Source organism: Blastococcus sp. KM273129 (assembly GCF_021698995.1).
In the GTDB taxonomy this organism is placed as follows: Bacteria; Actinomycetota; Actinomycetes; order Mycobacteriales; family Geodermatophilaceae; genus Blastococcus.
On sequence record NZ_SSXB01000026.1, the window covers coordinates 1 to 13,158 of the forward strand.

Below are 13,158 nucleotides of genomic sequence, written 5' to 3' on the forward strand. Positions count from 1 at the left end.
GCGGGGAGCGATCCGCGACGCCTGGGCCGGGCAGGGCTGGGAGAACGGCCGGCTGGGCTACCCCACCAGCGATCCCCAACCGGTGACCGGCGGCACCCGCCAGACCTTCCAGGGCGGGTACGTGCAGGTGCTCGACGGGGCGCGTGTGGCGACAGTGCACTACACGTGAGACCTGCGTGACCGCGGAGCCCCGCAACCCGGTTCGGGGTGCGGGGCTCCGTCCGCACGCAGGTAGCGTGGACGCCATGACCGCGACCGCCCCCGAGGTGAGGAGCTGGCGCCGGGCGGCCGAGGACCTGCGCGTCGGGTGGCAGCAACGCCAGCTGTGGGGCCACCTCGCCTGGCAGGACATCCGCCAGCGCTACCGCCGTTCGGTCCTGGGGCCGATCTGGATCAGCATCAGCATGGCGGTCACCGCCGTGGCCCTGGGCGTCCTCTACGCCGGGCTGTTCGGCAACGAGCTGTCGGTGCAGCTGCCCTACATCCTGGTGGGCTTCATCGTCTGGGCCTTCATCAGCGGCTGCATCACCGAGGGCGCCGACGTCTTCATCTCCAACGAGGGCCTCATCAAGCAGCTGCCCGCCCCGCTGTCGGTGCACGTCTACCGGCTGGTCTGGCGGCAGACGCTGTTCTTCTTCCACAACCTCGCGGTCTACGTGGTCATGCTGCTGGTGTTCCCGCAGCCGCTGACCTGGCGCAGCCTGACGGCCTTCGCCGCGTTCGCGCTGCTCGCCGTAAACGGGGCGTGGGTGGCCCTGCTCTTCGGCATCGTCACCACCCGGTTCCGCGACCTGACGCCGATCACCCAGAGCATCGTCCAGCTGATGTTCTTCCTCACCCCGATCGTCTGGATCTACGGCGACCTGGTGAACAGCCCCAACCCCGCCATCGCCGAGCGCGCCCGGCTGGTGGAGTTCAACCCCTTCCTCCACTACATCGAGATCATCCGGCAGCCCATGCTCGGCCAGGACCAGGTGCTCCGGCACTGGATCGTCGTCCTGGTCCTGACCGTCGTCGGCTGGGCGCTCACGCTCATCGCGCTGCGCCGGTACCGGGCACGGATCTCGTACTGGGTGTGAGCGTGTCGGAGGACAGACCCCTGGTCAGCATCACCACGAAGAACGCCTGCGTCGACTTCCCGATCTTCGACGCCAAGAGCCGGTCGCTGAAGAAGACCGTGATGGGCCTCGTCGGCGGCAACATCACCACCGAGACCAAGGTCCCGATCATCGAGGCGCTGCGCGACATCACGGTGTCGCTGGAGCACGGGGCCCGCGTCGGGCTGGTGGGCCACAACGGCGCCGGGAAGTCCACGCTCCTGCGCCTGTTCGCCGGCATCTACGAGCCGACCCGCGGCTCCGCCGAGGTCCGCGGCCGGGTGGCGCCCGTCTTCGACCTGGGCGTCGGCATGGACCCGGAGATCTCGGGCCTGGAGAACATCATCGTCCGCGGCCTCTTCCTCGGCGCCACGCGCAAGGAGATGGAGGACCGGATCGACGACATCGCCGACTTCACCGAGCTCGGCGACTTCCTCCGCATGCCGCTGCGCACCTACTCCACCGGCATGCGCATCCGGCTGGCCCTCGGCGTCGTCACCAGCATCGACCCGGAGATCCTCGTGCTCGACGAGGGCATCGGTGCGGTCGACGCGGCCTTCCTCGAGAAGTCCAAGAAGCGGCTGTCCGAGCTCGTCGACCGCGCCGGCCTGCTGGTCTTCGCCTCGCACTCCGACGAGTTCCTCCGCGAGCTGTGCGACACCGCCATCTGGATGGAGCACGGGCGCATCCGCCAGCACGGCGAGCTGGAAGAGGTCCTGCGCGCCTACAAGGGCAACCACTGATGGGCCCGGGGAGCGCCGCGCCCGCCGAGACGGTGGTCGCGGTGATCGTGACCCGCGACCGGGTGGAGCAGCTCGGCGAGAGCCTCGCGGCCGTCGCGGCGCAGCACCGCCGTCCCGACCACGTGGTCGTCGTCGACAACGGCCCCGATCCGCGCGTCGGCGAGGTGGTGGCCGGCTGCGGCCTGCCGGCCACCTACCTGCCCAGCCGCCGGAACCTCGGCGGCGCCGGCGGGTTCGCGCTGGGGATGCTGCACGCCCTCGCACTCGGCGCGGACTGGGTGTGGTGCGCCGACGACGACGGCCGCCCGGCCGACGGGACGGTGCTGGGCACCCTCCTGGAGACCGCCTGCAGGCACGGGCTGGCGCAGGTGTCGCCGATGGTCGCCGACCTCTCCGACCCCGACCGGCTGGCCTTCCCCCTCCGGCGCGGGCTGACCTGGCGGCGCCGGCGCAGCGACTTCGCGGGCCTCGAGGTGCTGCCCCGCTACGCCTCGCTGTTCAACGGCGCGCTGTTCCGCGCCGACGCCCTGGACGTGGTCGGGGTGCCCGACTACCGGCTGTTCTTCCGCGGCGACGAGACCGAGATCCACCGGCGGCTGCTCCGCGCCGGGCTGCCGTTCGGCACCGCCGTCGGAGCGGCCTACCTGCACCCCGAGGGGACCTCGGAGTTCGAGCCGATCCTCGGCGGCCGGCTGTCGGCGCAGTACCCGGGCAACGAGGTCAAGCGCTATTTCACCTACCGCAACCGCGGCTACCTGATGTCCCAGCCCGGGATGCGCTGGCTGTGGCCGCTGGAGCTGGTCCGGTTCAGCTGGTTCTTCCTGGTCTCGCGCCGCGACCCCGCCGGCTGGCGGGAGTGGCTCCGGCTGGTGCGCGCCGGCCGAGGGGAACGCTTCACCCGGCCCTGAGCGCTTCAGCACGGTGGCGCCCTGGTGACAGCGAGCACCACGCTGCAGACACTGCGGGGCCGGCTGCCGCGCGGGAAGGCGACCCGCACGGCAGCAGGGGCCGGCTCACGGAACGACCGTCGGCCGGCTTCCCGCCGGAAGGTCACCCGGCTGCCGAACGGATCCGGCCCAGAGCGCGGACGACGAGGGGCCCGGACGGTGATCGCACCGTCCGGGCCCCTCGGGGTCAGGCTTCAGACCCGCTCGTAACCCCAGGACTCGAAGGCCTCGGTCCAGCGGTCCACCGAGGTCAGCTCCCCGGCCGCCTCGCGGTAGCGCCGCTGGAGCTCGGGGAACTCCCGCGACATCTGCCGCAGCATGCGGGCGGACTGGGTGAACAGGCGGCGGAAGGTCTTCGGGTCCCGCTGGCGGAAGGTGACACCACGGCCGTCGGCGGTCCCGACGGTCGCGCTGTCGAGGCGGGAGAGCAGGAACCACTGCGCGTCCTGGAAGGACAGGTTCAGCTGCGGCACCTCGCGGTGGGCCGGGTCGACCGGCGTCGCGTTGTGCGCGATCGCCTTGAGCAGCGTGGTGCCGATCGACAGCGGGTTCACCGGGATCTTGCGGAACCGGTTGGCCTCGGCGGCGCTCATCGAGGGCAGCGGGAGGTCGCCGGAGGACTTCAGCACCTTGCCGTCCGAGTGCGTCGTCCGCTTCTCCCGCGCCCGCACGATCGACTGCGGCATGCCCTCGAAGAGGTGCTCGGGCCCGGCGAGGAAGTCGCGGTAGGCCATCTGGTGCAGCTCCACGGTGGAGTACTGCAGCGTCATGAGGAACCGCAGGTCGGCCTTGAGCATCTCGCGGAACATCGTCCCGCCGTGCTTGTGCGGGGAGTGCAGCGCCGCGGCGATCAGCCGGTTGCGGATGTGGAAGTACGCCTGCCAGTCGCTGGCGTCGTCCTTGTCGCCCCAGGACAGGTGCCAGATGGCGGCACCCGGCAGCGACACCGTGGGGAAGCCCGCCGCGAAGGCGCGCAGGCCGTACTCCGCGTCGTCCCACTTGATGAAGACCGGCAGGGGCATGCCCACGGCCTCGAAGACCCGGCGGGGGATCAGGCACATCCACCAGCCGTTGTAGTCACCGTCGATGCGCCGGTGCAGGTCGGGCGACTCGCGCAGCGGCCGCTCGCCGAAGTCGTGGAAGTACTCGGTGTTCGGTGCGTTGCGCCAGAAGAACGGCGCCCGGTCGACGATCTCGCCCATCGTGTGCAGGACCGAGCGGTCCTGCAGGGCCAGCATCTGGCCGCCGACCAGCACCGGGTCCTTGGCGTAGGCGGCGAACGCCCGGGCGCGCAGCAGGCTGTCGGGCTCGAGCTGGATGTCGTCGTCGAGCAGGACGATGTGCGTGGCGTCGCTGTTGGTGAACGACTCGTGAATGGTGCGCGCGAACCCACCGCTGCCGCCCAGGTTGGGCTGCTCGACGATCCGCAGGCGCTCGCCCAGCGCCTCGGCCACCACCGGGTACCGGTCGGCGTCCCGCACGTGCTGGTTGCCCTGGTCGGCGACGACGGCGAGGTGCACCTGCTCGCGGACGACCTCGTCCTCGACCAGGGCCTCGAGGGCGGCGACCGCGTCCACCGGCCGGTTGTAGGTGCAGATGCCGACGGCCAGGCGGGGCTGCTCGGCGGGCGCCTGCGGCGCGTACCAGCCGGCGTCGCGGACGGTGGTGCGCTCGTCGGTCGTGACGTCGAACCAGTACCACCCGCCGTCGATGAACGGGCCGAGGTCGAGCTCGAACTCCAGCGTCCGCTCGCCGCCCTCGTGGACGGCACCGGTCACGTGCATCGACTCGCCGTCTGCCTTGGACCGGTAGACGTCGATGCGGCACGTGCCCGACACCGTCACCCGGAGGACGATCGACTCCAGGACGCTCCACCGGCGCCAGTAGCTGGCCGGGAAGGCGTTGAAGTAGGTGGCGAAGGAGACCTCCCACCCGGGGTCGAGCTCCGCGGTGAAGCGGTCCTTGGCCCGCACCCGGCCCGAGTTGACCTCGTCGAGGTAGAGGCTGCGCACCTTGAGCTGGTCGGCCGGGCGCGGCATGAGCACCCGCTGGAGCAGCTGGACGGCTTTGCCCGGCGTCAGCTCCTCCTCCCTCGGCTCGGTCACGACTTCCTGGGAGACCGGCGCATCGGCGTCGAGCGTGCTGTCCGTCGTCATGAGGTGGTTCAGTCCTCCAGGCGGCCGTCGATGGGGCCGCCCTCGTCGAAGAAGGGGCGGATGCGGTTCTCGAACATGGTCAGCGCCGATCCGATGGCCATGTGCATGTCGAGGTACTTGTAGGTGCCCAGCCGCCCGCCGAAGAGAACGCGCCTCTCGGCGGCCTCCTTGGCCGCGAGCTCCCGGTACCGCTCCAGCTTGGCGCGGTCCTCAGGGGTGTTGATCGGGTAGTAGGGCTCGTCGCCGGTCTGCGCGAACCGGGAGAACTCCCGCACCACCACGGTCTTGTCCGTGGGGTAGTCCCGCTCCGGGTGGAAGTGCCGGAATTCGTGGATGCGGGTCCAGGGCACGTCCTCGTCGGCGTAGTTCATGACCGAGGTGCCCTGGAAGTCACCGATGGGCAGCACCTCGGTCTCGAAGTCCAGCGTCCGCCAGCCGAGCTCGCCGGCCTCGTAGCCGAAGTACTTGTCGATCGGGCCGGTGAAGACCGTCGGGACGTCGGCCGGCAGCTCGTCACGCACGTCGAAGTAGTCGGTGTCCAGCCGGACCTCGATGTTCGGGTGGTCGGCCATCCGCTGCAGCCAGGCGGTGTAGCCGTCCTTCGGCAGACCCTCGTAGGTGTCGTTGAAGTACCGGTTGTCGAACGTGTAGCGCACCGGGAGCCGGGCGATGACGGCGGCGGGCAGCTCGGTCGGGTCGGTCTGCCACTGCTTCTTCGTGTAGCCGCGGATGAACGCCTCGTAGAGCGGGCGGCCGATCAGCGAGATCGCCTTCTCCTCGAGGTTCGCCGCCTCCGCGGTGTCGATCTCGCCGGCCTGCTCGGCCACCAGCGCCCGCGCCTCCTCGGGGGAGAAGCTCTTGCCGAAGTACTGGCAGATGGTGGCCAGGTTCATCGGCAGGGAGTAGGTCTGCCCCTGGTAGATCGAGTAGACCTTGTGCTGGTAGCCCGTGAACTCGGTGAACTGGTTGACGTACTCCCAGACCCGCTCGTTCGACGTGTGGAACAGGTGCGCGCCGTAGACGTGCACCTCGATGCCGGTCTCGGGCTCGGGCGCCGAGTAGGCGTTGCCGCCGATGTGGTCGCGGCGGTCGATGACCAGCACCCGCTTGTCGAGCTGGCTGGCCACCCGCTCGGCGACGGTGAGCCCGAAGAATCCGGAGCCGACGACGACGAGGTCAGGTCCTGTGGTGGTCACGGGTCTCGACGGTACCTGTCGGCCAGGGGGCGCACGACCACGGAGCGGCGGCGCCGCGCGGCGTAGCGACCCGTTCCGTCACATCCATCCCACCCACCCCGCCGAGCCGTGCCGCCGGGCGCCGGGGCCGCCCGAGTGCCTAGGGTTGCCCTCCGTGTCGTCTCCCTCCGGTCCGCCGCCGCTGCGCGTCGTCGCCGTCACCTACTCGCCGGGCGCGGCGCTCGAGCAGTTCGTCGACTCGCTGGCCGGCGCCACCACCCGGCCGGTGGAGGTGGTCCTCGCCGACAACGGCTCGACCGACGGCGCGCCGGAGCGGGCCGCGGAGCGCCACGCGCACGTCCGGATCCTGCGCACCGGCGGGAACATCGGCTACGGCGCGGCCGCGAACGCCGGGCTCGCCGACGTCCGCACCGGCCGCGCCCTCATCGCCAACCCCGACCTGCGCTTCGCGCCCGGTTCCGTCGACGAGCTCCTGGCCGCCGCCGACCGGTGGCCGAGGGCGGCCACCCTCGGGCCGGCGATCATGACCCCCGACGGCGAGCTGTACCCGTCCGCGCGGGACCTGCCGCGGCTGTCCACCGGCGCAGGGCACGCGCTGCTCGGCTGGGCCTGGCCCGGCAACCCCTGGACCGCACGCTACCGCCGCGAGCGGGAGGCCCCGCGGGAGCGCCCCGCGGGCTGGCTGAGCGGCTCCTGCCTGCTGGTCGACCTGGAGGCCTACTGGTCGGTCGGCGGCTTCGACCCGGGCTACTTCATGTACTTCGAGGACGTCGACCTCGCCGAGCGGCTGACCCGGGCGGGCTGGCTGCACGTCTACGTGCCCAGCGCCGTCGTCGAGCACGAGGGCGGGCACGCCACCCAGCGGGAACCGCACCGCATGCAGCGCGTGCACCACACCAGCGCGCTGCGGTACCTCTCCGGGCAGTACCCCCGCCGGCGGCACGCGCCGCTGCGCACCGCGTTCCGCGCCGGGCTCGGGGGCCGGATGCTGATCTCCTACGTCAGCGGGCGGGTCGCCGCCGGCGCCCCGTTCCAGCGCCGCGCCCGGGAGCTGGCGGCCGTGCCGGAGCCGCGCCCCGGGTCGGGGGAGAGCTGACGTGCGGCACGCGGTGATCATGGCGGGCGGCTCGGGCACCCGGCTGTGGCCGCTCTCGCGCGGCGGCCGCCCCAAGCAGCTGCTCGACGTCGTCGCCGGCCCCGGCGGGGTGCCGCGCAGCCTGCTGGCCGAGGCGTGGGAGCGGCTGCGCACGGTGCTGCCCGCCGAGAACGTCTGGGTCTGCACGGCGGCCAGGTACGCCGACCAGGTGCGGGTGGCGCTGCCGGAGCTGCTCGCCGACCGGCTCGTGCTCGAGCCGGTCGCCCGCGACACCGCGAACGCCGTCGGGCTGGCCGCCGCCCTGGTCGCCGACGTGGACCCGGAGGCAGAGCTCGCCGTCGTCAGCGCCGACCACGTCATCCGGCCGGTGGAGCGGTTCGCCGACTCGCTGCGCACCGCGTTCGACGCGCTCGCGGACCGCCCCCGGGCGCTGGTCACGCTCGGCATCCGGCCGACCGCGCCGGCCACCGGCTTCGGTTACGTCCAGCGCGGCGCGCCCACCGGGCAGCCGGGCGTGGCCGAGGCGGCGTCGTTCCGGGAGAAGCCCGACCGCGCCACCGCCGAGCAGTACCTGGCGTCGGGCGGCTACCTGTGGAACTCGGGCATGTTCGTCTGGCGGGCCCGCACGGTGCTCGACGCCCTGGCCGACCACCTCCCGGCGTCGGCCGAGGGGCTGGCCCGGATCGTCGCCGCCCCCGCCGGCCCGGCGCGGGACGCGGTCCTGGCCGAGGTCTTCCCGAGGCTGCCGAGGATCAGCGTCGACTACGCCGTCCTCGAGCCGGCCGCGACCGAGCCCGGGCGGGTGCTGGTCGTCGACCTCGACGTCGACTGGCTGGACGTCGGCTCCTGGCCCGCGCTGGCGCACACCCTCGACGACGACGGCGCGGGCAACGCCGTGCAGGGGCTCGCCGTCGTCCTGGACGGTGCGGGGAACATCGTCCTCAGCGACGACCCGGGGCACCTGGTCGCGCTCGTCGGCGTCCGGGACAGCGTCGTCGTGCACACGGCCGACGTGACCATGGTCTGCCCGGTCGCCGACGCCGAGCGGGTGAAGCAGCTGCTCGGCGCCGTGCAGGAGCGGTACGGCGACCGCTTCTCCTGAAGGAGTCCCTGCCCCCACCGCTCGCGGGCTCGCGCCGGGACCCTGCAGGCAGGCCGTTCCCTCGGGTTACGTTCCGGGTCATGAAGAACTTCGACGTCGCAGCCGTGGTCAGCGGGGGAGCCTCCGGTCTCGGGGAGGCGACCGCCCGGGCGCTCGCCGCCCGGGGGGCCGCGGTCACGATCATGGACCTGAACGAGGAGCGCGGGCGGGCGCTCGCCGCCGAGCTGGGCGGGCACACCACCTTCGTCCGCACGGACGTCACCGACGATGCCTCGGTGGAGGCCGCCGTCGCCGAGGCGACCGGCAAGGACCGCCCCCTGCGCATCGCGGTCAGCTGCGCGGGCATCGGGCTGGCCCAGCGGACCGTCGGCCGCGACGGCGCGCCGCACGAGCTGGCGGGGTTCACCCGGGTGCTGGGCGTCAACCTGGTCGGCACGTTCAACGTCCTGCGGCTGGCCGCCGCCGCGATGGCGCGGACCGAGCCCGGTGAGGAGGGGGAGCGCGGCGTCGTCGTCAACACCGCCTCCATCGCCGCCTACGACGGCCAGATCGGCCAGCTGGCGTACTCGGCGTCCAAGGGCGGCGTCGTCGGCATGACCCTGCCCGCGGCCCGCGACCTCTCCAGCGTCGGTGTGCGCGTCTGCACCATCGCCCCCGGGCTGGTGGACACCCCGCTCCTGGGCTCGCTGCCGGAGGAGGCGCGGGCCGCGCTCTCGGCGGGCATACCCTTCCCCAAGCGGCTCGGCCGTCCGTCGGACTTCGCCGAGCTGGCGCTCGCGATCGTCGAGAACGGCTACCTCAACGGCGAGGTGGTCCGGATGGACGGCGCGCTGCGCATGGCCCCCCGCTGACCTCTTCCCGGAGCACCCGCTGAGCACGAGCACCACCCCGGGCACCCAGGCCGCCGAGCACTCCGCGGCCTGGGTGCCGGACCGGCCGCTGGACCTCCTCCGGACGCTGTCCCCGCACCGGCGCGGGGCGGCCGACCCGACGATGCAGGTCGCCGCGGGCGGCCTCTGGCGGACGACCAGCACCCCGGAGGGCCCGGCGACGGTGCGCCTCTCCCGCGTGGCCGCGGAGGTGCGGATCGAGGCGTGGGGGCCGGGGGCCCGCTGGGCCGCTGCAGCGGTGCCCGGGTGGCTCGGGGCCGACGACCGGCCCGAGGACTTCCGCCCGGGCGACGCCCACCCGCTCGTGACCGAGCTGCACCGCGCGCACCCGCACCTGCGGCTGGGGCGCACCGGCCGGACGTGGGACGCGCTGCTGCCCGCGGTGCTCGAGCAGAAGGTCACCACCGCCGAGGCCTACCGGGTGTTCCGCGAGCTCTGCCGGCTGGCCGGTGAGGCCGCGCCGGGGCCCGCGCCCGAGGGCATGCGCGTCGTCCCCTCGGCCCGCCGGCTGCTGGAGGTGACCGACTGGGAGTGGCACCGCTGCGGCCTGGACGGTGCCCGCCGCCGCGCCCTGCGGGCGGTCGCCGGGGTGGCGCACCGGATGGAGCCGGAGGCGGGCTGCGACGACTCCGCCGAGCTGCAGCGCCGGTTGCGGGCGGTGCCCGGCATCGGCGTCTGGACGGCGGCGGAGGTGGTGCAGCGCGCGCTCGGCTGCCCGGACACCGTCAGCGTCGGCGACTACCACCTGAAGAACCAGGTGGGCTTCGCGCTGACCGGGCGCCGGGACACCGACGACGCGGAGATGCTCGCCCTGCTGGAGCCGTGGCGCGGGCAGCGGCAGCGGGTGGTGCGGCTGCTGCTGGCGGGCGGGCCCCGGCGTCCCCGGCGCGGCCCCCGCTTCGCCCCCGTGGACAACCGGCGGCGCTAGCGCTCCTGGAGCAGGCCCAGCAGGTAGGCGCCGTAGCCGCTCTTGCCCAGCGGTTCGGCGATCCCGCGCAGCCCCTCGTCGTCCAGCCAGCCGTTGCGCCAGGCGACCTCCTCGATGCAGCCGATCTTCAGGCCCTGGCGCTCCTCGACGACGGAGACGAACTCGGTGGCCTGGCGCAACGAGGTGAAGGTGCCGGTGTCCAGCCAGGCCGTGCCCCGGTCGAGCGCGGTCACGGTGAGCCGGCCCTCGCGCAGGTAGTGCTCGTTGACCGCGGTGATCTCCAGCTCGCCGCGCGCGCTCGGGGTGATCCCGCGCGCGACATCGACGACGTCACCGGCGTAGAAGTACAGGCCGGGGACGGCGTAGGAGCTCTTGGGGCGGACCGGCTTCTCCTCGATCGACAGCACCCGGCCGGCGTCGTCGAACTCCACGACGCCGTAGTCGCGGGGGTTGGCCACGTGGTAGGCGAAGACGTGCCCGCCGGCCGGCTCGGGCAGGCGCGAGAGCGCCGTCCCCAGGCCCGCGCCGTAGAAGATGTTGTCCCCGAGCACCAGGGCCGCGGGCTCGCCGCCCAGGAACTCCGCCCCGATGAGGAACGCCTGCGCCAGACCCTCCGGCCGCGGCTGGGCGGCGTACTCGATGCGCATGCCCAGGCGGGTGCCGTCGCCCAGCAGCGCGCGGAAGGCGGCCTGGTCGTCCGGGGTGGTGATGACCAGCACCTCGCGGATCCCCGCCATCATCAGGGTGGAGAGCGGGTAGTAGATCATCGGCTTGTCGTAGACCGGCATGAGCTGCTTGCTCACCGCCTGCGTGATGGGGAACAGACGGCTCCCCGTGCCACCGGCCAGGATGATCCCGCGCATGATCGACGACCCTACTGAGGGGCGCGGCTCACGGCGCCGGACTGCCCAGCCACAGCCTCCCGACGAGTGAGGTGCCGCCGGCGGTGGCCGCGGGCTCCCAGCGGGTCGCCCACCCCTCCGCGTGCAGCTGCACGATCGCGGCGCCGACCAGCGCCCCGGCGTTGAGGGCGCTCGTCGTCGTCACGGCGTCGGGCAGGTGGACGTCGACGACGCCGTCGCCCTCGCCGCCGTGCCGCAGCACCACCGGGAACTCCGGCAGCGCGGCGCTGGCCACCCGGAAGGCGGCGGCCGCCGCCTCGCGGTCACCGGGGCGGGGCGCCAGGTCGGCCGCGGGCGACCGCGAGCCGACGAGGTCGCGCGAGCCGTAGGGGAACAGGTCGTCGGCGGGCAGCCGCACCAGCGGCCGGGTGCCCTCGTCGGCGTCGTCGGCGGGCTGGGCCACGGGCAGCCCCCGCACCACGGCGACCGGGACGCCGGCCAGCTTGCCCTTCACCAGGTCCGCGGCCGACGCCAGCTCGTCCACCACGGCGACCCGGGTGGTCTCCAGCCGGTTGCCGTGGGCGTCGACGGCGCCGCGGTGGTCGTCCAGGGCGGTGATCCCGGCCGAGCCGACCGCGACGTCGGTCAGCCCCTCCCGCCAGGTGCGGCCGAAGGTGTCGCTGACGACGACGGCGACGTCGACCCCGGCGAGCTCGCGCAACCGGGCCCGCAGCCGCCGCGCCGAGGCGTCCGCGTCCTCGGGCAGCAGCACCAGGGTGTCGGAGGCGACGTTGGACGCGTCGATGCCGGCCGCGGCGACGACCCAGCCCTGGCGGGTCTGCACGATCTTGAGGGGCCCGCGGCGGGCGAGCACCCGCACGGTCTCGGCGTCGATCGCCCGCTGCCGGACGGCCTCCCGGTCGGCCCCGGGCTCGACCCGGACGAGCCGTCCCTCCACCTTGGAGACCACCTTGGAGGTGACGACGACGACGTCGCCGTCGGCCAGCCAGGGCGCGGTGGCGGCCAGCGCCGCGGCGAGGTCGTCTCCCGGGCCGAACTCGGGCAGCCCCGCGACGGGCAGCACCGACACACCCGCTGGAACGGCGCCGTCCAGAGGCTCGCCGCGAGCCTGCGAGCCGTGAGGCGGGCGGGGTCCTTCCATCACCGCGCGCAGGCGTCGAGCGCGGCCCGGGCCAGCGCCGTCGTCGCCCCGGGGGAGGACATGAGCAGCGGCACCCGGCGGACGTCGACGCCCGGGACGTCCGCGGGGTCGTCCTCGGCGACCAGCCAGGCGTCGAGCAGGCCGCCGTCGGCGCGGGCCCCGTAGTGCCGGCCGACGCCCTCGGCGCTCACCTCGATGCCCAGCGCCGGCAGGCAGCGGTCGGCCATCCCGCGGACGACGGCGCCACCGACGATCGGGGAGACGCCCGCGATGCGCGCCGGGGAGGCCAGCAGGGCGTCGCGGAGGCCCGGGACGCCGAGGACGGTGCCGATGGACACGACCGGGTTCGACGGCGCGAGCAGGACGGCGTCGGCGGCGGCCAGCGCCTCGACGACGCCCGGGGCCGGCCGCGCCGCCTCCACCCCGATCTGCACGAAGGCGGCGGGGTCGAGGGCCGCACGGTGGCGCACCCACCACTCCTGGAAGTGGATCGCCCGCTGCCGGCCGTCCTCGGGATCGGTGACCACGACGTGGGTCTCGACCCGCTGGTCGCTCATGGGCAACACCGTGACGCCGGGCTGCCAGCGGTCGGCCAGCGCCGCGGTCACCGCCGAGAGCGGGTACCCCGCGTCGAGCATCCGGGTGCGGATCAGGTGGGTGGCCAGGTCGCGGTCGCCGAGGCCGAACCAGTCCGGGTCGGCGCCGTAGGCGGCCAGTTCCTCCTTGACCGTCCACGACTCGCCGGCCCGCCCCCAGCCGCGCTCCTCGTCGATGCCCCCGCCGAGCGTGTAGACGACGGTGTCGAGGTCCGGGCAGATCCTCAGGCCGTGCAACGTGACGTCGTCCCCGGTGTTGACCACGGCGGTGATCTCCGCCGTGGGGGCCGCCGCGCGCACCCCACGCAGGAAACGAGCCCCTCCGGTACCACCGGCCAGCACGACGATCTGCACGAAACGCATCGTGCCCGATGAGCACTTGTCGACTGTTCGCCGGGCGTGT

Annotated in this window: 13 protein-coding genes; 8 read left to right on the forward strand and 5 right to left on the reverse strand. The window is 73.6% G+C overall.

From position 1 onward, the window contains the following. Nucleotides 1-52 precede the first annotated feature (52 nt). The 4 genes from E9565_RS23525 to E9565_RS09770 all read left to right on the forward strand — a co-directional run bounded on the left by E9565_RS23525 (nt 53) and on the right by E9565_RS09770 (nt 2,748). Nucleotides 53-169 carry a hypothetical protein gene (locus tag E9565_RS23525; RefSeq protein ID WP_374201731.1) on the forward strand — a complete coding sequence of 39 codons (117 nt, stop codon included), beginning with the start codon at nt 53-55 and terminating at the stop codon, nt 167-169. A gap of 76 nt (nt 170-245) precedes the next feature. Next, nucleotides 246-1,079, forward strand: a complete 834-nt coding sequence (locus E9565_RS09760) for an ABC transporter permease (RefSeq protein ID WP_236825875.1) — start codon at nt 246-248, stop codon at nt 1,077-1,079. Nucleotides 1,080-1,099: 20 nt separating this feature from the next. Beyond that, nucleotides 1,100-1,840, forward strand: a complete 741-nt coding sequence (locus E9565_RS09765) for an ABC transporter ATP-binding protein (RefSeq protein WP_255716143.1) — start codon at nt 1,100-1,102, stop codon at nt 1,838-1,840. Next, nucleotides 1,840-2,748, forward strand: coding sequence for a glycosyltransferase (locus E9565_RS09770; protein ID WP_236825873.1), 909 nt, complete (start codon nt 1,840-1,842; stop codon nt 2,746-2,748). Before E9565_RS09765 ends, E9565_RS09770 begins: the two co-directional genes overlap by 1 nt. A 233-nt stretch (nt 2,749-2,981) precedes the next feature. Here the strand turns inward: E9565_RS09770 and E9565_RS09775 are convergent, their stop codons facing one another. Then, entirely contained in the window at nt 2,982-4,943 is a 1,962-nt protein-coding gene (locus E9565_RS09775) for a glycosyltransferase (protein WP_236825872.1), read from the reverse strand. 8 nt (nt 4,944-4,951) lie between these two features. Continuing rightward, nucleotides 4,952-6,139: a UDP-galactopyranose mutase gene (glf, locus tag E9565_RS09780; protein WP_236825871.1), complete on the reverse strand. Its 1,188-nt coding sequence runs from the start codon at nt 6,137-6,139 to the stop codon at nt 4,952-4,954. Between the two features lie 154 nt (nt 6,140-6,293). On the opposite strand from glf, the gene E9565_RS09785 reads away from it, so the two are divergent. The 4 genes from E9565_RS09785 (at nt 6,294) to E9565_RS09800 (ending at nt 10,155) form a co-directional block, all read left to right on the forward strand. Next, the gene (locus E9565_RS09785) at nt 6,294-7,235 is read left to right on the forward strand and encodes a glycosyltransferase family 2 protein (RefSeq protein ID WP_236825870.1); all 942 of its coding nucleotides are present in this window, start codon (nt 6,294-6,296) and stop codon (nt 7,233-7,235) included. 1 nt (nt 7,236) lies between these two features. Further along, nucleotides 7,237-8,337, forward strand: a complete 1,101-nt coding sequence (locus E9565_RS09790) for a mannose-1-phosphate guanylyltransferase (RefSeq protein ID WP_236834829.1) — start codon at nt 7,237-7,239, stop codon at nt 8,335-8,337. An 80-nt stretch (nt 8,338-8,417) separates the two neighbouring features. Beyond that, nucleotides 8,418-9,188, forward strand: coding sequence for an SDR family NAD(P)-dependent oxidoreductase (locus tag E9565_RS09795; protein ID WP_236834831.1), 771 nt, complete (start codon nt 8,418-8,420; stop codon nt 9,186-9,188). Between the two features lie 73 nt (nt 9,189-9,261). Continuing rightward, on the forward strand, nt 9,262-10,155 hold the full coding sequence (locus tag E9565_RS09800) for a DNA-3-methyladenine glycosylase (protein ID WP_236834833.1): 894 nt from the start codon (nt 9,262-9,264) through the stop codon (nt 10,153-10,155). On the opposite strand, the gene rfbA is transcribed toward E9565_RS09800, so the two are convergent. From rfbA to cofD, 3 genes are all read right to left on the reverse strand, one after another. Further along, nucleotides 10,152-11,018: a glucose-1-phosphate thymidylyltransferase RfbA gene (gene rfbA / locus E9565_RS09805; RefSeq protein WP_236834835.1), complete on the reverse strand. Its 867-nt coding sequence runs from the start codon at nt 11,016-11,018 to the stop codon at nt 10,152-10,154. The two genes, E9565_RS09800 and rfbA, sit on opposite strands and share 4 nt — an antisense overlap. Nucleotides 11,019-11,046: 28 nt before the next feature. Then, nucleotides 11,047-12,081, reverse strand: a complete 1,035-nt coding sequence (locus tag E9565_RS09810; protein ID WP_236825865.1) for a coenzyme F420-0:L-glutamate ligase — start codon at nt 12,079-12,081, stop codon at nt 11,047-11,049. A 77-nt stretch (nt 12,082-12,158) separates the two neighbouring features. Beyond that, nucleotides 12,159-13,109, reverse strand: coding sequence for a 2-phospho-L-lactate transferase (cofD, locus tag E9565_RS09815; protein ID WP_236825864.1), 951 nt, complete (start codon nt 13,107-13,109; stop codon nt 12,159-12,161). Between the last annotated feature and the right edge of the window lie 49 nt (nt 13,110-13,158).

What these genes read in the sequence shown, in the direction of transcription:
- E9565_RS09760 (WP_236825875.1), top strand. Translation starts at nt 246, where the DNA reads ATGACCGCGACCGCCCCCGAGGTGAGGAGCTGGCGCCGGGCGGCCGAG.
- E9565_RS09770 (WP_236825873.1), top strand. Translation starts at nt 1,840, where the DNA reads ATGGGCCCGGGGAGCGCCGCGCCCGCCGAGACGGTGGTCGCGGTGATC.
- E9565_RS09775 (WP_236825872.1), bottom strand. Translation starts at nt 4,943, where the DNA reads ATGACGACGGACAGCACGCTCGACGCCGATGCGCCGGTCTCCCAGGAA.
- E9565_RS09795 (WP_236834831.1), top strand. Translation starts at nt 8,418, where the DNA reads ATGAAGAACTTCGACGTCGCAGCCGTGGTCAGCGGGGGAGCCTCCGGT.
- rfbA (WP_236834835.1), bottom strand. Translation starts at nt 11,018, where the DNA reads ATGCGCGGGATCATCCTGGCCGGTGGCACGGGGAGCCGTCTGTTCCCC.